This is a genomic window from Micromonospora sp. NPDC049114 (genome assembly GCF_040648635.1).
Classification (GTDB): Bacteria; Actinomycetota; Actinomycetes; order Mycobacteriales; family Micromonosporaceae; genus Micromonospora.
The window spans coordinates 1,109,901-1,135,779 of the sequence record NZ_JBEZEA010000002.1 but is presented as its reverse complement, the minus strand read 5'-3'; the positions used below and the strand labels follow the sequence as shown (position 1 = coordinate 1,135,779).

The 25,879-nt window shown below is 71.9% G+C and carries 20 protein-coding genes; 4 read left to right on the top strand and 16 right to left on the bottom strand.

All coding sequences use genetic code 11. The features are described 5' to 3' along the window. Positions 1-7: 7 nt before the first annotated feature. From AB0B39_RS12620 to AB0B39_RS12560, 13 genes are all read right to left on the bottom strand, one after another. A complete protein-coding gene (locus AB0B39_RS12620; protein WP_357574333.1) occupies positions 8-964 on the bottom strand; it encodes a helix-turn-helix domain-containing protein in 957 nt (318 codons plus the stop codon). 75 nt (positions 965-1,039) lie between these two features. Further along, on the bottom strand, positions 1,040-2,437 hold the full coding sequence (locus AB0B39_RS12615) for a GH1 family beta-glucosidase (protein ID WP_357493276.1): 1,398 nt from the start codon (positions 2,435-2,437) through the stop codon (positions 1,040-1,042). Further along, positions 2,434-4,674: an alpha-xylosidase gene (gene yicI, locus AB0B39_RS12610; RefSeq protein WP_357493275.1), complete on the bottom strand. Its 2,241-nt coding sequence runs from the start codon at positions 4,672-4,674 to the stop codon at positions 2,434-2,436. The genes AB0B39_RS12615 and yicI overlap by 4 nt, the downstream gene beginning before the upstream one ends. Next, positions 4,671-5,552, bottom strand: coding sequence for a carbohydrate ABC transporter permease (locus AB0B39_RS12605; protein WP_357493274.1), 882 nt, complete (start codon positions 5,550-5,552; stop codon positions 4,671-4,673). The genes yicI and AB0B39_RS12605 overlap by 4 nt, the downstream gene beginning before the upstream one ends. A gap of 1 nt (position 5,553) precedes the next feature. Further along, on the bottom strand, positions 5,554-6,522 hold the full coding sequence (locus AB0B39_RS12600) for a sugar ABC transporter permease (RefSeq protein ID WP_357493273.1): 969 nt from the start codon (positions 6,520-6,522) through the stop codon (positions 5,554-5,556). 67 nt (positions 6,523-6,589) lie between these two features. Next, positions 6,590-7,894, bottom strand: a complete 1,305-nt coding sequence (locus AB0B39_RS12595; RefSeq protein ID WP_357574332.1) for an extracellular solute-binding protein — start codon at positions 7,892-7,894, stop codon at positions 6,590-6,592. Between the two features lie 86 nt (positions 7,895-7,980). Next, complete coding sequence (locus tag AB0B39_RS12590) at positions 7,981-9,030, bottom strand: LacI family DNA-binding transcriptional regulator (RefSeq protein ID WP_357574384.1); 1,050 nt, start codon at positions 9,028-9,030, stop codon at positions 7,981-7,983. Positions 9,031-9,497: 467 nt separating this feature from the next. Continuing rightward, positions 9,498-10,418, bottom strand: coding sequence for an amidohydrolase family protein (locus AB0B39_RS12585; protein WP_357574331.1), 921 nt, complete (start codon positions 10,416-10,418; stop codon positions 9,498-9,500). Beyond that, entirely contained in the window at positions 10,415-11,224 is an 810-nt protein-coding gene (locus AB0B39_RS12580) for a metal-dependent hydrolase (protein ID WP_234591164.1), read from the bottom strand. Before AB0B39_RS12580 ends, AB0B39_RS12585 begins: the two co-directional genes overlap by 4 nt. 102 nt (positions 11,225-11,326) lie before the next feature. After that, on the bottom strand, positions 11,327-12,973 hold the full coding sequence (locus tag AB0B39_RS12575; protein WP_357574330.1) for a serine/threonine-protein kinase: 1,647 nt from the start codon (positions 12,971-12,973) through the stop codon (positions 11,327-11,329). Positions 12,974-13,091: 118 nt separating this feature from the next. After that, a complete protein-coding gene (locus tag AB0B39_RS12570) occupies positions 13,092-14,930 on the bottom strand; it encodes a serine/threonine-protein kinase (protein ID WP_357574329.1) in 1,839 nt (612 codons plus the stop codon). An 84-nt stretch (positions 14,931-15,014) separates the two neighbouring features. Next, entirely contained in the window at positions 15,015-16,349 is a 1,335-nt protein-coding gene (locus AB0B39_RS12565; RefSeq protein ID WP_357574328.1) for a glycosyltransferase family 4 protein, read from the bottom strand. 137 nt (positions 16,350-16,486) lie between these two features. Then, positions 16,487-18,430: an amylo-alpha-1,6-glucosidase gene (locus AB0B39_RS12560; protein ID WP_357493266.1), complete on the bottom strand. Its 1,944-nt coding sequence runs from the start codon at positions 18,428-18,430 to the stop codon at positions 16,487-16,489. A 42-nt stretch (positions 18,431-18,472) separates the two neighbouring features. Here AB0B39_RS12560 and AB0B39_RS12555 point away from each other — a divergent pair, with 42 nt between their 5' ends. Then, positions 18,473-21,181: a glucosidase gene (locus tag AB0B39_RS12555; protein WP_357574327.1), complete on the top strand. Its 2,709-nt coding sequence runs from the start codon at positions 18,473-18,475 to the stop codon at positions 21,179-21,181. Between the two features lie 293 nt (positions 21,182-21,474). Here the strand turns inward: AB0B39_RS12555 and AB0B39_RS12550 are convergent, their stop codons facing one another. Both AB0B39_RS12550 and AB0B39_RS12545 read right to left on the bottom strand, forming a co-directional pair. Further along, complete coding sequence (locus AB0B39_RS12550; RefSeq protein ID WP_357574326.1) at positions 21,475-21,726, bottom strand: hypothetical protein; 252 nt, start codon at positions 21,724-21,726, stop codon at positions 21,475-21,477. Positions 21,727-21,906: 180 nt separating this feature from the next. Beyond that, positions 21,907-22,296 (bottom strand): hypothetical protein, encoded by a 390-nt coding sequence (locus AB0B39_RS12545; protein ID WP_357574325.1) that lies wholly within the window; start codon positions 22,294-22,296, stop codon positions 21,907-21,909. A 33-nt stretch (positions 22,297-22,329) separates the two neighbouring features. Between AB0B39_RS12545 and AB0B39_RS12540 the strand changes: the two genes are divergently transcribed. Beyond that, positions 22,330-22,797: a hypothetical protein gene (locus AB0B39_RS12540; RefSeq protein WP_357574324.1), complete on the top strand. Its 468-nt coding sequence runs from the start codon at positions 22,330-22,332 to the stop codon at positions 22,795-22,797. A gap of 12 nt (positions 22,798-22,809) precedes the next feature. On the opposite strand, the gene AB0B39_RS12535 is transcribed toward AB0B39_RS12540, so the two are convergent. Then, the gene (locus tag AB0B39_RS12535) at positions 22,810-24,012 is read right to left on the bottom strand and encodes a low temperature requirement protein A (protein ID WP_357574323.1); all 1,203 of its coding nucleotides are present in this window, start codon (positions 24,010-24,012) and stop codon (positions 22,810-22,812) included. Positions 24,013-24,189: 177 nt separating this feature from the next. On the opposite strand from AB0B39_RS12535, the gene AB0B39_RS12530 reads away from it, so the two are divergent. Then, positions 24,190-24,765: a WHG domain-containing protein gene (locus tag AB0B39_RS12530; RefSeq protein WP_357574322.1), complete on the top strand. Its 576-nt coding sequence runs from the start codon at positions 24,190-24,192 to the stop codon at positions 24,763-24,765. Between the two features lie 86 nt (positions 24,766-24,851). Further along, entirely contained in the window at positions 24,852-25,562 is a 711-nt protein-coding gene (locus AB0B39_RS12525; RefSeq protein WP_357493249.1) for an HAD family hydrolase, read from the top strand. The last annotated feature ends 317 nt before the right edge of the window (positions 25,563-25,879 follow it).

Below are 25,879 nucleotides of genomic sequence, written 5' to 3'. Positions count from 1 at the left end.
CTTCCGGTCAGAGGGTCGAGAAGCGTGCGCGGAACGCGCCCGGCGTCGTACCGAGCCGTTCGCCGAAGACACGTCGGAGCGACTCGGCGGAACCGAATCCCGCCCGGACCGCCACGACGTCGAGGGCGAGGTCGGACTGCACCAGAAGGCGTTTGGCGGTCTCCAGACGCAACTCGGTGCGGTAGCGCCCGACGGTGAGCCCCGTCTCCCGAGCGAAGAGACGCTGGAAGTGCCGGGGCGACATGGCGAGCTGCGCGGCGAGATCGTCGACCCGGTGGGTGGCGGCCGGATCGGCGTCGATGGCACGTTGCACGGCGGCCACCCGCCGGTCGGTGGCGCGTTCCAGCCACACCGGGCCGGAGAACTGTGCCTGCTGGCCGGGCCGGTGCAGGAACATCACGAGCCAGCGCGCGATCTCCTGCGCGACCCGTGCTCCGTGATCGGCCGCCACGACGGCGAGCGCCAGGTCGATTCCCGAGGTGACACCGCCGGACGTCCAGACCGGACCGTCGTGGACGTAGAGGGCGTCGTGGTCGACGGTGAGGTCGGAGAACCGCCGAGCGAGCTCCCGGGACAGCGACCAGTGGGTGGCCACCCGGCGACCACTGAGCAGTCCGGCCCGTGCGCAGAGGAACGCCCCGGAGCAGATCGACACCAGGCGGGTCGGCCGGCAGCCCCGCAACCAGGCGACGAGGTCGTCGTGCTCGTCCCCGGCGGCCGCCGTACGGCCACCGGGGACGACGAGGGTGCCGCCGCTGACGGGCTCTCCGAGCGCACCGGCCACCATGACGAGGCCGCTCTCGGACGCCACTTCGGCCTCCGTGCCCACCAGCCTCAGGTCGTACGCCCGCTCGTCACCGTGTGCGGTCCGATACCGGTTCGCCCCCGTGAGGACCTCCCACGGCCCGGCGACGTCGAGGGACTGCACACCCCCGAAGGCGACGACTGTGACGCGCTCGACCATGCCCTGAGTCTGTAGGGGCGACCGGCGTGGCGCCATGACGCGCTACCCACGGATAGTGACACCGTGCGGGACGGCTCAGTCGAGACGACCGGTGGCCGCGAGCCGCCCGTACCAGTGCGCGCTGTCCTTCCAGATGCGTTCCTGCGTGTCGTAGTCGACCCGGATGATCCCGAACCGGCGGTCGTAGCCGTAACCCCACTCGAAGTTGTCCAGCAGCGACCAGACGAAGTAGCCCCGCACGTCCACGCCCTGCTCCCGGGCGTCCGCCACGGCCGAGATGTGCCGGCGCAGATAGTCGATCCGCCGGTCGTCGTGGATCCGGCCGTCGGCCGACACGGCGTCGTCGAAGGCAGCGCCGTTCTCGGTGATCATCAGCGGCTGCCCCGGGTATTCCCGGCCCAGCCGCAGCAGCAGCTCGGTCAGGGCCGGCGGGTCGATGTTCCACCCCATCGCCGTGTACGGGCCGGGCTGCGGCAGGAAGTCGACGTCGTCGGCGCCGACCCACGGCGAGTGTGCCGACGCGCCGTGACCGTCGGCGTCCGAGCGGGCCGAGTGCCCGTCCCAGGCGCGGACCAGGGTGCTGGAGTAGTAGTTGACCCCGAGCACGTCCAGGGGCACGGCCGCGATCTTCTCGTCGCCCTGGTGCACGAACGACCAGTCGGTGACGCCCGCGGTGTCGGCCAGCAGGTCGCCCGGGTACGCCCCGTTCAGCATCGGGCCGAGGAACGCCCGGTTGGCCAGCGCGTCGATGCGGCGGGCCGCGTCGACGTCCGCCGCCGAGTCGGACGCCGGGCGGATCACGTGCAGGTTCAGCGTCACCGACAGCTCGGCGGTCGGGGCCAGCTCCCGGACCACCCGGCCGGCCAGGCCGTGCGCGAGGTTCAGGTGGTGCACCGCCGCCAGTGCGGCCGCCGGCTCGGTCCGCCCCGGAGCGTGCACGCCCGAGCCGTAGCCCAGGTACGCCGAGCACCACGGCTCGTTCAGCGTGGTCCAGGTGTGCACCCGGTCGCCGAGCGCGGCGACGATCCCCGACGCGTACTCCTCGAAGCGCAGCGCCGTGTCCCGCACCGGCCACCCACCGGCGTCCTCCAGCTCCTGCGGCAGGTCCCAGTGGTACATGGTGGCGACCGGGCGGACGCCGCGCTCCAGCAGGCCGTCGACCAGCCGGGAGTAGAAGTCCAGGCCGGCCTGGTTGAACCGCCCGGACCCGCCCGGCTGCACCCGCGGCCAGGAGATCGAGAAACGGTACGCGCCCAGGCCCAGCTCGGCGATGTGGTCGAGGTCCTGCGGCCAGCGGTGGTAGTGGTCGGCGGCCACGTCGCCGGTGTCGCCGTTCAACGTCCGACCGGGCGTGTGGCTGTAGGTGTCCCAGATGGACGGCCCACGGCCGTCCTCGGTGGCCGCGCCCTCGATCTGGTACGCCGCCGTCGCCGAGCCCCAGAGGAAGCTCTCCGGAAAGGTGCGTCCCGTCATCGTCCTGCTACCTCCGTCCCGGCGACCACGCAGTGGTACGCCGACGAGTCACCCGCCACCAGTTCCGCGCTGGCCACACCGTCGCGGAAGCTCACCTCGAACTCCGCGCCCGGCCCCTCGCCGGGCGACGGGATCCGCACCCGTTGCCGTTGCCCCTCCGCCGGAGCGTAGAGGCGCAGTTGCACGCCGTCCGCCCAGTCGTAGTCGGGCCGGTCGGAGCGCGATCCGAACGGGATCACCGCGCCCGGCCGGACGAGCACCGGCAGACTGTCGAACTCGTGCTTCTCGGTGACCCAGGCCGGGCCGGTGAGCTGCGCGCCGGTCACGAGGTGTGTCCACGTGCCGGCCGGCACATAGTAGGTGACCTGGCCGTCGGCGCTGAGCACGGGCGCGACCAGCACGTCCGGGCCGAGCATGTACTGCCGGTCCAGGTGCGCCGCGGCCGGGTCGTCCGGGAACTCCACGATCATCGGGCGCATCACCGGGATGCCGTCGTGGTGCGCCTCCTGCGCGGTGGCGGCCAGGTACGGCATCAGGCTGAGCTTGAGCCGGGTGAAGTGCCGCAGCACGTCGACGGCCTCCTCGTCGTACGCCCACGGCACCCGGTACGAGCCGGAGCCGTGCAGCCGGGAGTGCGAGGAGAGCAGCCCGAAGGCGATCCACCGCTTGAACACGGCCGGGTCGGGGGTGCCCTCGAAGCCGCCGATGTCGTGGCTCCAGTAGCCGAAACCGGACGACGCCAGGGACAGCCCGCCGCGCAGCGACTCGGCCATCGCGACGAACGTCGCCTCGCAGTCGCCGCCCCAGTGCACCGGGAACTGCTGCCCGCCGGTGGTGGCCGAGCGGGCGAACACCACCGCCTCGCCCTCGCCCCGCTCGGTCTCCAGCAGCTCGAAGACGGCCTTGTTGTAGAGGTAGGCGTAGTAGTTGTGCATCCGCTGCGGGTCCGAGCCGTCGTGCCACACCACGTCGGTCGGGATGCGCTCGCCGAAGTCGGTCTTGAAGCAGTCGACGCCCATGTCCAGCAGGACCTTGAGCTTGCCGGTGAACCAGCGGACCGCGTCCGGGTTGGTGAAGTCGACGAGCGCCATGCCGGCCTGCCACTTGTCCCACTGCCAGACCGAACCGTCCGGGTTGCGGACCAGGTAGCCGGCCTGGCGGCCCTCCTCGAAGAGGTACGAGCGCTGCGCGATGTACGGGTTGATCCAGACGCACACCTTCAGGTCGCGCTCGTGCAGCCGGCGCAGCATCCCCTCGGGGTCGGGGAAGGTCGCCGGGTCCCAGATGAAGTCGACCCAGTGGAACTGGCGCATCCAGAAGCAGTCGAAGTGGAACACCGACAGCGGCAGGTTCCGCTCGGCCATCCCGTCGACGAACTCGGTCACCGTCTTCTCGTCGTACGACGTGGTGAACGACGTGGACAGCCACAGCCCGTACGACCAGGCGGGCACCCGGGCCGGCCGGCCGGTCAGCGCCGTGTACCGGCGCAGCACGTCCTTCGGGGTGGGCCCGTCGATGACGTGGTAGGTGAGCGATTGACCCTCGACGCTGAACTGGTTCTGCGCCACGACCTCCGAGCCGACCTCGAACGACACGTGCTCCGGGTGGTCCACGAAGACCCCGTAGCCGGCGCTGCTCAGATAGAACGGCACGTTCTTGTACGCCTGCTCGCTGGCGGTGCCGCCGTCGGCGTTCCAGATGTCGACGGTCTGGCCGTTCTTCACGAACGGGCCGAAACGCTCGCCCAACCCGTACACCGTCTCGCCGACGCCGAGGGCGAGCCGCTCGTGCACGTACCGGCGGCCCTCCCCGTCGGTCACGATGCCGACGCTGCGCGCGGTGGACGCGGTGATCAGCCGGTCGCCGTGCAGGAACTCGACCCGCCAGCCGTCGATGAGCGCGACCCGGGCGGTCAGTTCGCCGGTGGTCAGCGACGCGGTGATGCCGGTGATGTCGACGGTGACCGGGTGCGTGTCGTCGGTGGTCAACCCGAAGTGCGGCTCGCGGGGCAGGCCGCCGCTGTGGTGGCCGATGGTCACCCCGACGACGCCGGGGGCGGGGGAGAAGAACCGGACGGTGACGACGGGCCGGTTCAGGGTGTCGCCCCGACCGGTGATCTGACCGGCCGGCGCGAAGACGGTGAAGCCGCGCTCGTCCGGCTCGACCGATTCCACTGTGCCGGGGCGCAGCACGCTGACCCCCGGGCGCAGTTGCCAGTACCCGTCGGTGAACTTCACTTCTCGGCTCCTGCCGTGATGCCGCGCGCCAGAGTGCGCTGGAAGATGAGGAAGAAGAGGATGGCCGGCACCAGGCTGATCAACGCCCCGGCGTTGGTCGTCGGGGCGTCCATCAGCCGGTCGCCCTGCAACGACGCGAGCGCGACCGGGATGGTCTGCGTCTGGTTGTCGATGAGCATGACCAGCGGGATGAGGAACTCGTTCCAGGTCCAGATGAAGAAGAAGATGAGCAGCACGGCGAGCGTGGGTCGCAGGTTGGGAAAGACCACCCGCCACAGCACCGTCCACTTGCCGGCGCCGTCGAGCGCGGCGGCCTCCAGCAGCGAGCGCGGGAACGTGCCCAGCACCGAGGCCAGCAGGTACGTGCCGAAGGCGCTCTGGATCACCGTGAAGATGATGATCACCGAGAGCCGGGTGTTGTAGAGGCCGATCTCCTTCGCCACGTAGTACAGCGGGTAGATCAGCGCCTCCTGCGGCAGCATGTTGGCCAGCAGGAACAACCCGACGATCCACAGCCGGCCGCGGACCCGGCCGATGCCCAGGGCGTACGCGTTGAGCAGGGACACGACGACGCCGAGCACCGCCACCGAGCCGGCGATGAGCGCCGAGTTCCACAGCTTGAGGGGGAAGTTCACCTCGGTCCAGTACGTCCGCAGACCCTTGGTGTAGAACTCGCCCGGCCAGCTCAGCGGCCCACCCGACGAATAGTCGCCTGGCGACTTGAACGCGTTGAGCAGCATGAACGCGAACGGCACCAGCATGACGAGCGCGCCGAGGGTGACCAGCACGAGCACGACCCAGCGGCTGACGCCGCGGTGGTGCCGGTCGCGGACCGGCCGGCGCACCGGCGTGGGCGCCGGCGTGAGCGTGACGGCCATGTCAGAACCCCCGGTCCCGGCGCTCGCTGCGCGCCTGCATCCAGATGAAGATCACGGCCACCACCACGATGATCAGCGTGAGCACTGTGGAGATCGCGGAGCCGTAGCCGACCTGGAGTTTCTTGAAGAACGTGTAGTACGCGAAGTACGACGGCACGTTCGTGGCGTTCTCCGGGCCGCCCCGGGTCAGCGCGAAGATCGGCCCGAACACCTTCAGCGCGGCGATGGTGCAGGTCAACGCGACCACGAAGGTCTCCGGCCGGATCTGCGGGAGCGTGATCGCCCGGAACCGGTGCAGCCAGTTCGCGCCGTCGACCTCGGCCGCCTCGTACAGCTCCGGGTCGACCCGCTGCAACGCCGCCATGAACACGACCACCGGGTAGCCGATCTGCACCCAGATCATCACCGCCATGACGGCCGGCAGGGCGGTGCCCGGGTCGCCGAGCCAGTCGTGGCGCAGCGCGCCGAGACCTACCGCGTCGAGCAGGCTGTTGAACGCGCCGTCGGGGCGCAGGATCCAACCCCAGACGATGCCGGCCACCACCACGGGCAGCACCTGCGGCAGGTAGAACGCGGCCCGCAGCGCGGCGGCGGTACGCGGCTTGAACCGGCGCCCGATGACGTCGAAGAGCACCGAGGCGAGCAGCAGCCCGAGCAGGGTGGGCACCACCACCATCGCGACGATCATCGCCACGGTGTTGCGGAACGACGCCCAGAACACCTCGTCGTGCAGCAGACGCTGGTAGTTGTCGAACCCCACGAAGGTGGGGTCGCCGATGCCGGACCACTTGGTCAGCGACAGGTAACCGGTGCCGACCAGGGGAGCGCCGATGACCAGGACGAACAGCACCGCTCCGGGGAGCAGGTAGAGCCAGTAGGCCGCGTTGCGGCCGCGCGGTCCGCGGCGGGGCTTGCGCGGGGTGGGGGTCGCCGTCGGGTGTGGGGCGGCGACGGTCTCGGAGACTGCCATGGAAGATCCTTCCCGGCGGGGCGGGCGGGCACGCCGGTCGTGCCGGTCGTGCCCGCCGCTCGCCGTGTCACTTGCCGGTGATCTCCTTGACGCCATCGGCGTACGGCTTGGCGATCGTGTCGAGCACCTGGTCGGGGGACTTCGACCCGTTGATCAGGCCCTGGAAGCCGCCGACCAGCACGTCGTAGTAGCCGGGCACCGGCCAGTCCGGGTAGAAGGCCAGGCCGTCGGACTTGCTGACCGTGTTGAAGTCCTCGATCAGCTTGCGGTCCTTCGGGTCGCTGATCTTCGACGCGTCGGCGGCGACCGGGACGCCACCGTTGTTGCCGATCAGGTCCTGGATCTCCGGACGCAGGGTGATGTCGATGAAGTCGTACGCCAGGCTCTTGGCCTTGCTGTTCGACGGAACCACCCAGATGTTGCCCGACGACCCGGCGTTGAGGGTGTTGCCGGGGAAGAGGAACGTGTCCCAGTTGGCCTTCATCTCGGTCTTGAACCGGCCGTACCACCAGCTGCCCGAGACGATCATCGGGGTCTTGCCGGCGATGAACGCGGTGCCCATGTCCTCGGCCTTGAGGCTCGCCGAGTTCTTGGCCACGTAACCCTTGCGCACCCACTCGGCGAACGTGTCCGCGCCGTACTTCAGCGGGTCGGCCTTGAAGTCGACCGGGTTCTTGTAGAGCTGGTAGTTGTCGACGAACTGCCGGTCGGCCTTGGACAGCGCCAACTGGTAGAAGAGCTGCCCGGCCGGGTACTCCGCGCCGGCCATGCCCAACGGAGTGATCTTCTTGCTGACGAAGGTGTCCATCGCGGCGGTCATCTCCGCCATGCTGGTCGGCACCTTGACGCCGTTGCTGTCGAACAGGTCCTTGTTGTAGTAGACCGTGACGTACTCGCCGTAGTTCGGCACGCCGAACCAGTTGCCCGACCCCATCACGCCCTTGTCGCTGTACCGGGCGGTGGTCTGCAGGCTCGGGCTGAGCTTGCCGGCCCAGCCGCGCTTGTCGGCCTCGGCGCTCAGATCGGTGAGCAGACCCTGCGACGACAGCAGGCCGGCAGTCGCGTTGCCCTTGTTGTACTCCATGATGTCCGGGCCCTCGGACGAGTTGATGATCATGCCGGCGTTCTGCTGGATCTGCTCGAACGCCTTGCGCTCGAAGCGCACCTCGACGCCGGGGTGCTCGGCCTTGAAGATCTCGATCGCCTTGTTCCAGCCGACCCCCATCGCGCTGTTCTCGCTCTCGTAGTGCCAGAGCTTGAGGGTCTTGGCCCCGCTGTCGTCCTCGCTCTCGCCGCCGCCGCACGCGGCCACGGTGGTCGTCGCGGTCGCCGCCAGGGCGATCGCCGCGACGATCCGGCGGAATCGCTGCATTGCTATCCTCCTCGTTGAGTATCGAGCCCGGTATCTCACTGGGCCCGTCGTCGCGTTGCCGCGCGGCGGCGGGCCGTTCTGGCTGGTCAGCCCCCGCTCGTCGGAGACGGTTCGGTGCTGACCGGAGCCGGCCGTCGTGGCCCGGCGGTCGATCCCCGGATCTCCAGCGCGCACGGCAGCAGCTGCTGGTGGCGCTCGTGACCGGGCCCGTCCAGGTGGCGCACCAGCGCCTCGATCGCGATCCGGCCCAGCGTCGACCCGGGCGACGTCATCGCGGTCAGCGCCGGGGTGGCCAGCTCGGCGACCTGTGGCGAGGTGACCATCGAGACGACCGAGACGTCGTCAGGCACCGACAGCCCCCGTCCGGTCAGCTCGCCGAGGATGCCGAAGATCGCGGTCTCGTTCATCGCCAGCACGGCGGTCAGCTCCGGCGTCCGCGCGAAGGCGGCGGCCAGGGCGGCCCGCCCGCCCGCGGCGCTGTCCTCGGCCGGGATCATGACCGGCTCCAGACCGTGGCCGGTCATCGCCGCGACGAACGCGTCCCGGGTACGCAACGCGGGACCGTAGCCGCTGGCCAGCGTGGCGGCCGAGTGGTTGACGTAGACGATCCGACGGTGTCCCAGGCCGACCAGGTGCGCGACGGCCTCCCGCACGGTCTGCTCGAAGTCGATGTCGACGTAGGAGAGCCCGGTGGTGTCGCCGGTGCGCCCGATCAGCACCAGCGGCACGCCCGCCTCCTGGAGCACGGTGACCCGCTCGTCGGCGAGCTGCACCTCCATCAGCACGACGCCGTCAAGCATCCGCTGGCTGGCCAGCCGCCGCAGGTCGTCGAGGTTGCCCCCGCCGACCGGCGAGAGCACCAGGTGATAGCCGACCGCGCTGGCCGCGGCGGCGGCGCCGGTGACGAACGCCGTCTCGGTAGCGCCCAGGCCGCGCTCGTCCATCGGCATCAGCAGGCCCAGGATGCGGCTGCGCCGGCTGGCCAGCCCGCGGGCCATGGCGTTGGGCTGGTAGTCGAGCTCGGCCATCGCGGCGAGCACCTTGTCCCGGGTGGCCTGGGAGATCGGCCGGGTGCCGGTGAGCACGTACGACACGGTGCTGACCGAGACCTGCGCAAGGCGGGCGACGTCGTGCATCGTGGCCACCGCGCACCTCCTCCGGCCCGGCGTGGGATCGCTCCCGAATGATCGTCGAAGCGTTTCGACGAAGCGTTTCGACAGACGCTAGGCCACCTGTTACGGCGACGTCAATAGCCGATGTCGAAAACAAGTCGGGCCCGCCGACCCCGCCTCCTGAGCCGCCCCCGCCGTCCTGTCGCGCCGCCGCCGCCGTCCTGCCGTGCCGCCGCTGCGCCGCCGTCCTGCCGCCGCTGCGCGGCCGTGCTGCCGCCGCGTCGCCGCCGTGCTGCCGCTGCGCCGTGCGCCGCTGGCCATGATCGCGCTCGATCCTGGAAAGAGTCCCCTCGAACCGTGAGGAGGCCACTACATCCAGGATCGAGCACGATCTTGGGCGCGGGCGCGGGCGCGGGCGCGGGCGCGGGCGCGGGCGCGGGCGCGGGCGCGGGGCGCGGCGGGCCCGGTTGTGGCGGCCTCGGCTGGGCGCTTCAGGTCAGGTCGAACAGGGTGGCCGCGTTTTTCCAGCAGACCGCGCGTAGCCAGTCGTCACCGAGGTCCAGCCGGGCCAGCCCGGTCAGCTGGTCGGCGTACGGGTAGGGGATGTTGGGGAAGTCGCTGCCGAGCAGCACCTTGCCGGCGAGGCCCAGGTCGCGCAGCCGGGGCAACTCGTCGGCGGGAAAGGGCACGAACCTGTCGAAGAACGGCGTGAACGCCATAGTGGTGTCCAGCCGGACCCGCTCGTACGCGTCGGCGAGGTCGAGGAAGGCCCGGTAGTCCGGCGCACCGAGGTGCGCCACCACGGCGGTCAGCCGGGGGTGCCGGGCGAGCAGGTCGGCGAACGGGGCAGGTCCGGTGTGTGTGGTTCCCACCGGGGCGTGCCCGGCGTGCACGACCACCGGCACCTCGGCGTCGGTGAGCGTCCCCCACACCTCGTCCAGCGCCGGGTCGGTGGGGGAGAAGCCACCGACCTGCACGTGCACCTTGAACAGCCGGGCTCCGTCGGCCAGCGCGGCCTCGACGTACGCGGCGGCGCCGGGCTCGGGAAAGAAGGTCGCCGAGGGCAGGCAGCCCGGGGTGTCCCGGGCGAACTGCAACGTCCAGCGGTTGAGGTCCGCCGCCATGCCCGGCCGGTGGGGGTACGCCAGCGCGCTGAACGCGCGTACCCCGAGGCGGCGCAGGTGGGCGACGCGGTCCGCGTCGCTCCACCGGTAGCGGATCGGCCATTCGGTGCCGACCAGCGGGCCGGCGGCGTCGAAGTACTCCCACACGCGGCGCAGCAGCCTCGGCGGCAGGAAGTGCACGTGCACGTCCGCCAGCCCGGGCAGCCCCAGCGCGCGCCAGAACTCCGGCACCCGCGCGTCCTCCGCCGGCGGTGACGGCAGGCTCGACGCGGGGGCGGCCTCGGTCATACGTCGATGTTGAACCGTTGCAGCACCGATGGCGCGACCAGGCCGGCGGTGGCGAGCACCGAGACCACGGTCAGCACGGCGCGCAGCACGACCACCTCGGTCTTGCTGCCGGTGCGCAGGGCGATGCTGTTGGGCAGGCCGATCATCGTCCACATGCGTCGGCGGATCGGGATCGGCCAGAGGATCGGCACCCCGGCTCTGGTGATCATGTCGCCGAGGATGTGCACGAGGCAACCCACCCCGACGGCCGTGCCGATCAGGGGATAGCCCCGCCCGCCCGGCAGGTTGGCGAAGGTGAACCAGGCTGCGCCGGCCGACGCGAGGGTCACGATCACCCAGCCGGCCCGTTCGGCCCACTCGTCGAAGAGCCCGCGCAGGGCGAGACCGAACATGAAGAACAGGATCGTGATCACCGCCCACTTGCCGTACGCGGCGCAGAGGGCGGTGGTGCCCCAGCCGACCAGGGCCGTGAACGGAAGCGTGTGGGTGAGGGTGCGGTGCCCGTTGTTGCGACGCGGATCCTTGCTGAGCTTCGTCGCGTAGTAGACACCGAGCGAGATCTTCTCCATCACCTCGGCGACGAAGAGCGAGAAGACCCCGAACGTACGGGCGACGGTGGCGCCGCCCTGGTTGCGGGTCACCTTGCCGGACAGGTCGAGGTCGGGAAAGAGCGCCCCGCCCGCGCACACCGCCGTGCCGACCGCCAGCGCCAGCGGGGACTGGTGGTAGTCGGCGAACTGGTCCAGCGCCCACGACCCGGCCAGCCATACCGCCGCGCCGGACAGCGCGTGCGACGGTCCCATCATCTCGGCTCACCCTCCCCAGGGATCTTGAGCGCCAAAACTACGCCACTGTAGCCAGCGCCGGTGTCGCAGGGGCGTCAGTCGGGCCGTCCACAACGGACAGTGTCAGAGGGTGGGCGTGAAGCTCTGCCGGATCATCACGAAGTATGCCGCGTTGACCTGCCAGTCGAACTCTTTTGTCAACCACGAGACGGTGTAGGCGCGTCCGGCCGAGGTGTTGGCGAGCAGCCGGATGCTGTGCACCCGCTCGCCTGCCGCGTTCTCCCAACTGCACTCCCAGAGGGCCCCGCCGTCGAAGACGTCGAGCGCCGAGATGTCCAGCTTGCGGTAGCCCGGCAGCGCGTCACCGCCGACGAGCCGTTTCTCCTCGGCCGTCCAGTGCGCCACCGGATCGACCTGGGGCGGGCCCGCCTCGACGCTGAGCACCCGGGCCCCGCTGGGCTCGCGGAAGCAGGTCACCGCCCCTTCGGTCCAGCGTGCCCAGGCCACCGGCGCCGCGATGCGGAAACCGGCCGGGTCGACGTGCCAGGTCCAACCGTCGCGCAGCCCGTACCGCGCGTCGCTGGGCGGCGACACCAACGGCACCGGGGTGGCCGCCGGCGGCGGAGGGGCCGCGCAGGCGAACGCGGCCGGTCGGGTGGCGCTCGCGCCACCTCCGACGCCGGACGGCGGCGTCCGCTCGTCCTGGCGGTGCAGCAGCGCTGCCGTGACACCCCCGGCGACGAGCAGGACGGCCGCGGTCGCCGCGCCGCTGAGCGCTATCAGCCGACCGCGTCGACCGTTCGGACGGGCCGCCGGCGGGCGGGTCGGCGGGCGGATCGGCGGGGCCGCGCCGTTCGACGGGCCGGCCGGGCTGACCGGGGTGGACGCTGCGGATCGGCCCGCGCTGCGGACCGCCGCCACCGCCGAGGAGGGAGCCGGCCCGGCCGGCCGGTCGTGGTCGGCCGCCGCTGCGCGCAGCAGCTGTTCGGCCTCGATGGCGGTCAACCGCCGCCAGGGGTCGCGCTGCAGCAGGCCGGTGATCACCGGACGCAGCGGGCCGGCCCGGCGCATCGGATCCGGCGGTTCGGTGGCCAGCGCGCTCAGCGTCGCCATCGCGCTGGACCTGGCGTACGGGGACTGCCCCTCGACCGTGGCGTAGAGCGTCGCGCCCAACGACCACAGGTCGGTACGCGGATCCGACACGCCTTCGCGGGCCCGTTCCGGCGCGACGAACTGCGGCGAGCCGAGCACCAGGCCCGGGCCGGTCATCGCACCGTCCCCGCCGTCGAACGTCGCCAGCCCGAAGTCGGTGAGCACCACCCGCCCGTCGTCGGCGACCAGCACATTGTGCGGCTTCACGTCGCGGTGCAGCACGCCGGCGCTGTGCGCAGCCCGCAACGCCGCGAGCACCGCCAGCCCGATCCGGGCGGTACGTTGTGGACTCAACGGGCCCTCGGTGTTGATGATCTGCTGCACCGACCGGGACGCCACGTACTCCATCACGATCCACGGGTTCTCGCCGTGGTGCACCACGTCGTACAGACGAACGACGTTGGGGTGGTTGAGCCGGGCGGCCGTGCGGGCCTCGCGCAGCGTCCGCAGTCGTAGTTCGGCGCGGTCGGCCTCGGCCAGCCAGGCTGGCGGCACGACCTCCTTCACCGCCACGTCCCGGTGCAGCATCTCGTCGCGGGCCAGCCACACCCGGCCCATCCCGCCGGTGCCGACCAGGTCGAGCAGCCGGTACCGACCCGCGATCAGCAACTGCTGCACGGTCGCTCCCCCTCGGTCACCCCGAGTTACACGATAGCCACCAAGACGACTTTTCTCATCCGCTGAGCGGCCTCGATCCACGCCGGACGGAGGGCCCGGCAGGGCCATACGGCGCAGGTCAGCGGGGTGGTCGGAAACTCTTTCGCACTGTCCTCCAGTCCGCGTCGGCAGCCGTCCAGTCCCGATCGTCGGTGATCCAACCCAAGGTCCAGCTCTCGGGTGCGAGGACCTCCTGCCGGGCGTGCAGCACGACGCCGTACGGGGCCGTCCACCGGCACTCCCACTCGGCGCCGCCACCGCCCGCGTTGAGCCGGATCTCGTCGTAGTTCGGCAGCGCCCCGATCCGGGCAGCGTCGTCGCGGGCCGAGCGCAGTCGGGTCAGCGGGTCGGCAGCCGTGCCCGGCGCGACGCTCAACGCCCGACCGGTGGCCGGGTCCTGGAAGCAGGCCACCGCGCCTTCGCGGGAGTAGTGCCAGCTCGCCGGCACGGAGACGCGGAAGCCGGTGCTGTCGGCGTGCCAGACCCAGCCCGTGGGTGGCCGGAACGGCTCGCCCGGCGCGGGTGACCCCACCGACACCGGCGGCCCCGCGACGTCCGGATGGACGCAGGGGAACGGCGGCGGGGGCACGTCGCGGCCATTCGGCGGCGGGCCGGGCCGGCCGGGGCCACCACCGCCGTACGGGCCGCCCCGGCCGTCGCCGGAGCCCTCGTTCGTGCCGCTGCCGTCGTTCGGACGGTCCGCCGTCGGCTCGGTGGACCGTCCGGCGGTGTCGGTCGGGGCATCACCGGCGACGGCCAGAGCGGTGCCCACGCCGGCCGCGGCGGCCACGAGCAGCGCGGCGACGACAAGCGCGGCCCGCCGCGCCCTGGGCCGCCCGGCCAGTGGTCCGGCCGGTCGTCCGCCCGATCGCTCGGGCGTCGCAGGGTCGAGGGCTGTCTCCTCCGCCGCGGCCCGGACTCCCGGTTCGCCGCTGCTGGTGGCGGCCGGGTCGGGCTCGGGCAGCGGGATGGTGACGCCCTGGTCGGCCGCTTTCCCCGCAGCGGACGCCGCCGAGGCCGAGGAACCGTTCGAGTTCGGGGAGCTGGTCGCCGGCGAGGAGTGGGTGGCGGCGTCGACTGCGGCTTCCCGCGTGCGCGCCGGTGGGCCGGGGTGGCCGGTCGCGGCGGCGGTGAGCAGCCGGCGGGCCGCGTCGTGGTCGAGGCGGTCGCGCGGGTCGCGGCGCAGCAGCCCGGCGAGCACCGGCGCGAGCGGTCCGGCGTGTGGGGCCGGGTCAGGCGGACCGGCGGCCAGCGCGCTGAGGGTGGCCATGGCGTTGCTGCGGGCGTACGGGGAACGGCCCTCCACGGCGGCGTGCAGGGTGGCGCCGAGCGACCACAGGTCGGCCGCCACCGTGGACACGCCCTCGGCGGCCCGTTCCGGAGCGACGTACTGCGGGGAGCCGAGCACCATCCCGGGGCGGGTCATCGCGCCGTCCCCGCCGTCGAAGGTGGCCAGCCCGAAGTCGGCGAGCATCACCCGACCGTCGTGGGCGACGAGCACGTTCTGCGGTTTGACGTCGCGGTGCAGCACGCCGGCCGTGTGCGCGGCCTCCAGCGCGCCGAGCAGGGCCAGGCCGATCCGGGCGGCGCGGGCCGGGTCGAGGGGCCCCTCGGCGTCGATGACGTCCTGCAGGGTGCGCGACGGGACGTACTCCATCACGATCCACGGGCTGCCCTCGACCGGGACGACGTCGTAGAGCCGGACCACGGCGGGGTGGTTGAGCCGGGCCGCGGCGCGCGCCTCCCGCAGCGTGCGCGAGCGCAGCTCGGCCCGCTCGTGGTCGGCCAGCCAACTCGGCGGTACGACCTCCTTGACCGCGACCTCGCGGTGCAGCATCTCGTCGTGGGCTCGCCACACCCGACCCATGCCCCCACGACCCACCAGGTCGAGCAGCCGGTACCGACCCGCGATCAGCACCTGCGCACGCTCCTCCTCAGCCGCTGTCCGGGGTACACCCTAACCAGCGGATCGGAAGTCACCTATCGGTCGTCCGACCCGCCTTCAGCAGGCGGCGTGGTCGGTGGCGGCGAGCAGATTGCCCTCCGGGATGGCGATCCGGGCGCGTCCACCGGCCAGTCGGGCGGCGGCCCGCCGAGCCTGGAGCGGGCCGTGCTCGCGACGGGCGGTGGCGTAGGTGGCGGCGGTGCGGGCGGCGATGCTGGCCCAGCCGTACCGCTCGCCGACCATGCTGCGGGCCCGTCGGGCCACCCTTCGCGCGAAGACCTCGTCGCCGAGCAGTTGGTCGACCGCGCCCGCGAGCGCCGCCGGGTCGCTGTGCGGGAACGTCACGCCGGTCACGCCGGACTCGACGATCTCGGCGAGGCCGCCGGTGCGGGCCACCGCCAGCGGCGCTCCGGCCGCGGCCGCTTCGAGGGCCACCATGCCGAACGGCTCGTAGAGGCTGGGGACCACTGTCGCGTCGGTCGCGCCGAGCACCGCCGGCAGTTGGGTGGCGTCGAGGAAGCCCGTGAAGCGGACTGTCGAGCCGAGCGCCAGGCGGCGGGCCTCGGCCTCCAACTCGGGGCGGTACGGGCCGTCGCCGGCGATCACCACGCGCAGGCCGGGGTGCCGCTCGCGCAGCCGGGGCACCGCGTGCACGAGGTGCTGCACGCCCTTCTCGTAGACCAGGCGTCCGGCGTACCCGACCAGGGGGCCGTCGGCGGCGAACCGGGCACGGGCCGTGGCGACCGCGCGCGGGCGGGCCCGCCAGGCCCGGTCGTCGACTCCGTTGGGCACCACGTCGATCAACCCGGTCGGTACGTCGAAGAGCGCGCTCACCTGGTCGCGCATGTAACCCGAACAGGCGATCACCCGGGTGGAGGACCCGCTGAGCCAGTGCTCGACACCGTGGATGGTGCGGTTCATTTCCTCGGGCAGCCAGCCCTGGTGCCGGCCCGCCTCGGTGGCGTGGATGGTGGTGACCAGCGGGAGGTCGAGGTGTTCGGCGAGGGTGGTCGCGGTGTGGGCGACGAGCCAGTCGTGGGCGTGGATGACGTCGTAGCTGCCGGCCTGGGTGGCGCGTAGGGCGGTGCGGGTGAGGGTGTGGTTGAAGGCCATGGTCCAGGCCAGGAGGCTGCTGGTGGCGAGGGGGAAGGTGACGGGGTCTTCGGGGGCGCGCAGGATGCGGACGCCGTCGGCGTATTCCTCCAGGGGTGCGCCGTCGGCGTGGCGGGTGACGACTGTGACGTCGTGGCCGGCGGCGGCGAGGGCGACGGAGAGGGCGTGGACGTGGCGGCCGAGGCCGCCGACGAGCACCGGCGGGTACTCCCAGGAGAGCATCAGCACCCGCAGCTGACGGGCGGGGTGGATGTCGATCACGTGGGCGTCGGGTGACATGCGGCCCCCTTTGAGTTGTCCCCGGGCGCGCGCCGACCGACACCGGAGTCGGTGTCGCCGTCGCGTCTGGATCGGGGCCAATCCTGCCGGGGCCGAGATAACCAGCGGAGACACCGCCGTTGCGGTCGTGTAAAGCGCTACTGGCCCTTTCGGCGCACCCGCAGCAGCTCGGCCACCGACCACGCCTGGAACGGGCAGCCGGTCGCGGAGTGCGGCGCGACGCCGTCGGCCGTCTCGCTTACCGAGCCTAGCCCATATTCGGTCAGATGGGACTCAATACCAATCAATACGTCATCGACTGACATCTTGCCCCGGCGGCAGGCGTCCACGTACGGCCCGATCAGCCACGGCCACACCGTGCCCTGGTGGTAGCCGCCGTCCCGCTCGGCCGGGCCACCCCGGTGCCGACCCACGAACTCGGCCGAATCCGGGGCGAGGCTGCGGGGTCCGAGCGGGGTGAGCAGCCCGGTCGCGATCCGGCGCAGCGTCGGCTCGTCCGGCTCCAGCGGCGCGAACGGCAACGACCAGGCCAGCAACTGGTTGGGGCGCAGGGCGTCGTCGTCGTGCAGGGCCGCTCCACCCAGCGGGTACGCCGGCGCGGGCGCGTCCAGCACGTCGTGCAGCCAGCCGGTCGGGGCCGGGTAGCGGTCCCGGAACGACGCGGTCGCCTGGGCGTGCCGCCGCCACAGCTCGCCCGCGTCCTGCCCGGCCAGCTCGGTCAGCTCGGCGAGGCCGGCCAGCCCATTGATCCACAGCGCGTTGACCTCGACCGGCTTGCCCGTACGCGGGGTGACCGGCACCCCGTACACGCGGGCGTCCATCCAGGTCAGGGCGGTGCCGGGGGCGCCCTGGGCGAGCAGCCCGTCGGCCGGGTCGACGGCGATCCCGTAGCGGGTGCCGGCCACATGCGCGTCGATCACGGCACGCAGCGCCGGCAGCAGCTCGTCGCCGAGATCGGTGTCGCCGGTGACCGTCACGTGCCGGCTCACCGCGTGCAGGAACCACAGCGTGCCGTCGACGGTGTTGTACTCCACCCGACCGGTGTCGGCCGTGTTGGCGAGCATCCCATCGGACAGCGTCGCCGCGTACGCCCGCAGCAGCTCGCGCCCCTCGGCGGCCCGGCCCGTGCCGAGGAACAACCCCTCGTACGAGATCATCGTGTCCCGCGACCAGGCGCCGAACCACGGGTACCCGGCCACCACGTCGACAGCCGTGCCGCCGGGACGGATCACGAACGCGTCGGCGGCCAGCGCGAGCGTCGCGTCCACCTCGTCGGCCGGCCGCGCCGCGGCCACCACCTGCCGGTTGCGTCGCCGGGCGGTCGCCACGATCTCGGCGGCCGGCGGCGGCTCCTCGTCGAGTCGACCGGCCCAGGCCCGCACCGACACCGTGTCGCCCGGGCGTTCCAGCTCGCCGACGAAGCGTCCCGCGTACCAGAGGTCCTCGTCCGCGTTCAGTCCGCGGTTGGCCTCCTCGCGGTGGTGCACGCCCAGCCACCACTGCCCCTCCGGCGCCCAGCCGGGCCCGGCGAGCCGGTACGCGCCCTCGACCACCGCGCCGTCGGCGACCGCCTCGACCTGCGGGGTCGGGCCGTCGGCCCGCCGCTCGCCGTGCGCGTCCCGCCAGGTGCACGCGGCCGACAGCTCCAGCCGGACCGGCCCGCCGGCGACCAGCCGGTGGACGACCGCCACGCAGGAACGGCCGGGCAGCATTGCCAGCTCCCGCTCGATCACCACCCCACCGATCCGCCACCGCCACCGGGGCAGCCCGTCGACCAGCTCGAAGCGCTCCAGCAGCTCGAAGCCGCGCGGGTCGACGACGCCGGAGGACCACTCGTGGGCGCCGAGCCGGACGCGGGCGCCGGACGGCAGGGTGACCGCCGGGTCGAGACTGACCAGTCCCACCTGACGGGACGCGGGAGTTTCGCCCGGCACCACCAGCAGACCGTGGTAGCGGCGGGTCCGCAGCCCACCGACGGTGCCCATCGCGTACCCGCCGAGGCCGTCGGGCACCAGCCACTCCCGGCTGGACGCGCTGGTCAGCTCGCCGCAGACCTGCGGACCGAAGTGAATGTCGATCAACTTTCCTCCACCGCCGCCGAGGTGTAACACGCCACGACGAGAATGGCCGCTGTGGTGAAGTACCGCGGCGGCGTCAAAGATGTGCACGTGATCACTGACCGATCGTCCTCCGACGCCTCGCCACCCGACGCTGAGCGGCTCCGGCTCGCCCAGGCCGACTCGGGGGAGCAGGACTGGCGTGCATGGGGTCCCTATCTGTCCGAACGGGCGTGGGGGACGGTACGGGAGGACTACAGCGAGCACGGTACGGCGTGGGACTACTTCCCACACGACCATGCGCGGTCCAGAGCCTACCGCTGGAACGAAGACGGGATGGCAGGCGTCTGCGACGACCGACAGACCTTCGCCTTCGCCCTGGCGCTGTGGAACGGCAAGGACCCGATCCTCAAGGAGCGGATGTTCGGCCTCGGCGGCGACGGCGGCAACCACGGCGAGGACGCCAAGGAGTACTGGTGGTACGAGGACTCCACGCCCACCCACTCCTGGATGCGCTGGCGCTACCACTACCCGCAGGCCGCCTTCCCGTACGACGAACTCGTCGCGGTGAACGCGCTGCGCGGCCGGGACGACACCGAGTACGAGCTGGTGGACACCGGGATCTTCGACGACGACAGGTACTGGGCGGTGACCGTCGACTACGCCAAGGCGTCCCCGACCGACCTGTGCATCGTGGTGACCGTGGCCAACCGGGGCGACCGGGCGGCGACCCTGCACGTGCTGCCCACCCTGTGGTTTCGCAACACCTGGGCGTGGGGGCTGCCCGGCGGCGACCGGATCCCGCGCCTCACCGGCGAGGGCACCCGGCTGGTCGGTGAGCACCGGGTGCTCGGCCAACTGCTGCTGGAGGGCGACGGCGGCCCGGTGCCGCTGCTCTGCGACAACGACACCAACGCCGAGCGGCTGTGGGGGCTGCCCGGCCGCTCGCCGTACCCGAAGGACGGCATCAACGACCACGTGGTCAACGGCGCCCCCACGGTCAACCCGGCCCGCGAGGGCACCAAGGGCGCGTTGCACTACGTGCTCGACGTGCCGGCCGGCGGCCAGCGGCAGATCCGGCTGCGGCTGACCCGTACCGCGTCGCCACCGGCCGCCGCCCCGCCGCCCCCGGCCGACCTTCGTGACGGCTTCGAGGCAGTGGTGTGGGCACGGCGGGCCGAGGCGAACCGCTTCTTCGCCGGCGTGATCCCGGAGGCCGCGACCCCGGACGAGGCGCTGGTGGCGCGGCAGGCCATCGCCGGGCTCATGTGGGGCAAGCAGTTCTACCACTTCGACGTCAAGCGCTGGCTGGACGGCGACCCGGGCTCGTCGCCCCCGCCGGCCGGGCGCCGGCACGGACGCAACAGCGCCTGGTGGCACATGACCAGCTTCGACGTCATCTCCATGCCCGACCCCTGGGAATACCCGTGGTACGCGGCGTGGGACCTGGCCTTTCACTGCGTGAGCATCGCCCGGGTCGATCCGGGCTTCGCCAAGGAGCAGATCCTGCTGCTGCTGCGCGAGTGGTACCTGCACCCCAACGGACAGATCCCGGCGTACGAGTGGGCGTTCGGCGACGTGAACCCGCCGGTGCACGCGTGGGCGGCGCTCAAGGTGTTCGAGATCGACGGCGGCCGGGACTTCGAGTTCCTGGGCCGGGTCATGCACAAGCTGCTGCTCAACTTCACCTGGTGGGTCAACCGCAAGGACACCGGCGGCAACAACGTCTTCGAGGGCGGCTTCCTCGGGCTGGACAACGTCGGGCCGTTCGACCGCTCGGCGGCGCTGCCGGTGGCCGGCGTGCTGGAACAGTCCGACGGCACCGGCTGGATGGCCATGTACGCCCTCAACCTGCTCGACATGGCCATCGTGCTGGCCGAGCACGACCGCACGTGGGTGGACACCGCCACGAAGTTCTTCGAACACTTCCTCTACATCGCCGCCGCCGCGTACGAGCAGGGGCTGTGGGACGACGAGGACGCCTTCTTCTACGACGTGCTGCGCCTCGCCGACGGCACGAAGGTGCCGTTGAAGGTCCGTTCGGTGGTCGGGCTGCTGCCGCTGGCCGCCACCACCCGCCTCACCGCCAAGACCCTGCACCGCCTGCCGGAGCTGGGCGCCCGGCTGCGCTGGTTCCTCACCAACCGCCCGGAGTACGCCCAGGTGATCGGCACCCGGCGGCTCGGCCCGGACGGCCGCCAGCAGCGGCTGCTGTCCATGGTCGGCCAGGAGCAGGTGGTCCGGCTGCTCGCCCGGATGCTCGACCCCGACGAGTTCCTCTCCGACTTCGGCCTGCGGACGCTGTCCCGCGCGCACCTGGACAAGCCGTTCTCCGTCACCCTCGGCGGGCAGGAGTTCTCCGTCGGCTACGAACCGGCCGAGTCGACCAGCGGCCTGTTCGGCGGCAACTCGAACTGGCGCGGGCCGATCTGGATGCCGACGAACTTCCTGCTGATCAGCGCGCTGCGCGACTACGCGGCGTTCTTCGGCGACGACCTCCAGGTGGAGTATCCGACCCGCTCGGGGGTGAAACGCTCGCTGGACGAGATCGCCGACGACCTGTCCGCCCGGCTGATCTCGCTCTTCACCCAGGACGACTGGGGTCGACGGCCGATCTACGGCGCCGCCCAGATGTTCCAGACCCACCCGGACTGGCGAGACCTGATCGCCTTCCCCGAGTACTTCCACGGCGACAACGGCGCCGGCCTGGGCGCCTGGCACCAGACCGGCTGGACGGCCCTGATCGCCGACCTGATCCTCACCCTGCGCCGCTGACCGACCCTTGGATGCCTCCCCGCCTCGCGCCTCGCGCCTCGCGCCCGCGCCCACAAGATCCGCGCAACTTCAGTGATGCTGCTGCATCACGGCGGCCGGAGGCAGCAATATCACCGAAAGTGTGCGGATCTTGCGGGCCGGCTCCGTCATGATCGCGCTCGATCCTTGTTGTAGTGGTGTCCTCGGCGCGGGAGGCCACTACATCCTGGATCGAGCACGATCATGCCGGGCGGCCGGGCGGCCGGGCGGCGGCGGGTGCGTCGGAGCGCGGGACGGGCGCTGGGTGCGGGTGGTCAGGGCGTGACGAGGCCGTGCTTGATCAGGCTGTCGGCGGTGTCGGTGATCGTCGTCTCCACCGGGCGGGGCTGCCATCCGAGGACCCGACGTGCCTTGTCGTTGCTGATCATCGGGATCTGTCCGCGTAGGGCGGCGTCGCGCAGGGCCGGCTCGGTCTTCGCGGCCTCCCGGACCTCCTCGTCGCTCAGTTCCCGGGCCGGCACCCGGTCGGCCAGGCTGGGCAGGTGCCGCGCGAGCATCGCCGCCATGTCGAAGAAGCTGATCTCCGGGCCACCGACGCCGATGAACCGCTCACCGGCGGTCTCCCATCTCCTGGATGCTCAGGGGCGCTTCGGGCCCGCCTTCGTCGCTGCCATGCATGAAGCGTCCCCAACTTCAAGCGCTTCACGTCACATGAGGTGACGCAGGACCTGTCGAGGCCCGAGGGCCTACTCGTAGCCGACGTGAATGACCAACTGGCCGTTCCTGGGTTGTGCCACCACGTAGACGGACCCGGGATCGAACAACTTCGGCGGCTCGGTCCGGTCCTCGGAGAGACCCATCTGCTCGGCCAGATCCTCCGGAGACTGGCCGGCCGCGGGCGTCACCGTGACCTGCCACGAGCACCCGCCGGAGGCGCAATCCTCGCTCTCGTCGACGACTGTCGCCCCGGCGGGCACGTCCGGGATGCGCCACTTCGGCGGCAACGATCCCTCGTTGCCGAACGCCCGCAGCGACGCGAACCACAGCCCCCACAGGCACGCCAGCAGGCCCACGACGCCGAACCCGGCCACGAGGAGTGGTCGGGCGCGTCGACGCGGCGGGGTCGGCGATGTCATCGCGCCAGGCTAGCGAGGCGTTGTGGAGTTCCCGTGAACGTCAGCCGGCGGAGGTCTCGGGGCCGAGTCGCCCACCGGGCACGGGCGCACGTCGCCGCACGTCGACCGCGCGGCCCGGTCTCCGCGACCGAGGCGCGACGTGCGTTGCAGGCGTTCCAGCGGTCGGTCGAGTCGGGCGACGTGCGCGGCCTGCTCGACGTCCTGGCGCCCGACGTCGTCCTGCTGGGCGACGGCGGCGGCATCAAGCAGGCGGCGCTGCGGCCGGTCGTCGGCGCCGACCGGGTGGCCCGTCTCCTGGCCTCCCGCAAGGTGGAGGTCGCCGCGCTGTCGTTGCATCCGGCCGAGGTCAACGGCTGGCCGGCGTTGATCGTCCGGTCCGGCGGCGCACTCGACACCGTCCCGACGGTGCGCGTCGACGACGGTCTCGTCAGCGGTCTGTACGCCGTCCGCAGTCCCGAGAAGCTGTCGCACATGCAGCAGGCGACCGCGCTGCGCCGCTGATCGATGGCGGGGTCAGAACGGCGGCCTGGCCATCTCGCGGGGCCGGTGCCGGGAGTGCCGGGAGTCCGCGCCGGCGACGCCGAGCAGCACCAGGGTGGCGGCCGTGCCGGCGGTGAGCGGTCGCAGGGGGAGGGTCGCCGGCACCAGCAGGGCCAGGGCGAGCAGGCCGGCTGTCCGGGAGCGGGAGATCCGGGCGAACACCTGGTATTCCAGGGCGGACCTTCCGGCGAGGAAGAGCGCCGGACCACCGATGATGGGGATGAGCCAGGTCGCCGGGAGGGGCCCGAACGGCTCGGTGATGTAGAGCTCCATGCCCACGCCGGTCAGCACGATCCCGGCGATCATCGCCAGGTGGGCGAACGCCATGTCGGTGGCGAGTCGGGCGGGGTCGCCGGAGTTGCCGACGGCGGCGTCCAGCGTCCCGCCGGCCAGGTGGAAGTAGATCCGCCACAGCAGGACCGTCGTCGCCAGCGCGAGTACGAAGGCGGCCGTCTGCTCGGCGTGGAAGCCGCTGCCGCTGAACGCCAGCCCGATCACGAAGATGGCCTCGCCGAGCGCGATGAGCAGGAACTGCTGGTACCGCTCGGCCAGGTGCTCGGCCGCGATGCCCTGGACGCCGAGCCGTTGCGCCCCCAGGCGCGGCGTCGGCCACCCGAGGTACGACCCGGTGTAGTCCACCAGGACGGCGACCGCCCAGAGCCAACCACGGACGTCGCCGTCGTTCACCAGCCCACCGACGATCCAGAACGGTGCGCTCAGGCCGAACCAGAACATGATCCGGATCGACTGCTGCGGATCGGGACGGCCATGGCCGGCGATGTGGAAGTACACCACCCGTCCGACCTGGAGGGTCACCAGCGTGATGGCGAACAGGGAGGCCCGCGCACCGAATCCGTCGGGCACGGCGACCGCCATCGTCATCGCGCCCGCCATCGTGATGACGATGACGGTCTGGACGACCATCGCCTCCGGGTCGAGCCAACTGGTCGACCAGACCGTCAGCGTCCACACCGTCCACAGCGCCAGGAACAGCACCAGCGCCTGACCGAGGCCCGCGAACGCGCCCCGCTCGCCGTCGGTGAAGTCGTCGATCAGCCGCAGGGAGATCCGGGTGAGGGCGAAGACGAAGACGAGATCGAGGAACAGCTCCAGGAAGGTGGCCCGCTCCCGGGTGCCCGCGCCGCGCAGCAGCCCGCCATCGGGGATTTCCCTCACCCGCCGACCGCCTCGGTGGGCGGACGCCGTCGAACGACCACGTGCCCTCCCGTCGCGGTGACCTGACCACCTAACGAACCACCACCGGATACGGCAGCGAAGGGGCTCGGAGCAGGCGATCAGTCACCAATCTGTCACGAGGCGGATGCGGACAGTGCGGATCGTTACGCTCGGCCGGTGTCCGTACCTGCCGAGGAGGCCATCGAACACGAGCGACGCCTGCTCATCGTCGCCGCCGCACGCGCGCTGGCCGAAGCCGAGGGCTGGGTGGGCCTGAGCGTCCGTCGGGTCGCCGAACGGGCCGAGATGGACCTCGGCGACCTGTACCGCCACTTCGCCGACCAGGAGGCGCTGCTGGCCGCGGTCGCGGTGCACGGCTTCGCCGATCTGGCCGCCACGCTGACCGCAGCGCACGCCGACAACCCGTACCCGGAACGGGCCTGGGCGGTGATGGCGAGCGCGTACCTCGACTTCGCGTACGCCAATCCGGCTGTCTACGACGCGATGCTCGCGCTGACCCCGGACCTCGCGCTCGGCGCGGCCGGTGTGCCGGCGGCGCCCCGGGCCGTGTCCGCCGCGCTGCGGGCGGCCCTGCTACCGCTGGCCCAGGGGCGTGATCCGGACACCCTGGCCGAGGTGGGCTGGAGCCTGCTGCACGGCCTCGTGATGCTCACCCGTGGTGGCCGGCTGCGTCCCGAGGCGCAGGAGGAGCGGGAGTCGATGATCGCGGAACGGCTGCTGCGGTGGCCGTGACCGGCGGGCGGAAACTCGCTGGGTGCCCAGGGCGGGATGCCCTAAAGTTCGCGTCCGCACGAGCATGATCGCGAGGAGGGGGCGGCATGACCGCGGACCAGGAGGCCCGCCGACGGGCGCAGGTGCTGATCTTCGACGCGGACGACACGTTGTGGGAGAACAACGTCGTCTTCGAGCGGGTGATCGACGACTTCCTGGCCTGGCTCGACCACCCCACCCTGGACCGGGCCCAGACCCGGGCGATCCTCGACGACATCGAGCGGGCCAACGCGGTGGCGCACGGGTACGGCAGCAAGGTCTTCCTCCGGAGCCTCGCCGAGTGCCTGGAGCGGCTGCGCGAACGGCCGGCCACCGATGCCGAGCGCCAGGAGATCGACCGGCTGGCCCTGGCGCTGGTGGAGCACCGGGTGGAGCTGATGCCCGGTGTCGCCGAGGCGCTCGACGAGTTGGCCGGCCGGCACGAACTGCTGTTGCTGACCAAGGGCGAGCGGGAGGAGCAGCAGCGCAAGCTGGACGCCTGCGGGCTGCTGCACCACTTCGGGGCGGCGCACATCGTCGCCGAGAAGAACGTCGACACCTACCGGTGGCTCATCCGCGAGCACGGGTTCGAGCCGGCCGACGCGTGGATGATCGGTAACTCCCCGAAGTCCGACATCCTCCCGGCGCGGGCGGCCGGGCTGAACGCGGTCTTCATTCCGAACGAGAACACCTGGGTGTTGGAGGACGACGAGCTGGACCCGACCGACGACGGCATCCTGCGGCTGGCCGCCTTCCGTGACCTGCTCCGGCACTTCTGACCGTCGAACCCGAACAGCGTCGAAGATCAGGGTCGCGTTACGTGCACATGCCGCTTTTTCCCCTTGAGATCAGTCACGTCGCGGACGGTCCCGCAACGCTTGTCCGGCCCGTCGGGATCCGCCTAACCTGGGCCGGCGCTCACGGCCTTTCGGGGTGTGCCGGGGGCGCACGGGTGTCCGGCGGGTGGGCACCGTGGAGCTGAGTGCAGGGCGGCCGGAACCTCCCCGCCGGGCCGCGTGGCGTCGTGCCGCGCCCACGCGCGCGGTGGGTGCCGGACCTGTCCGCTCCCCGTCGGACGGCCGAGGGTCAGGACCGG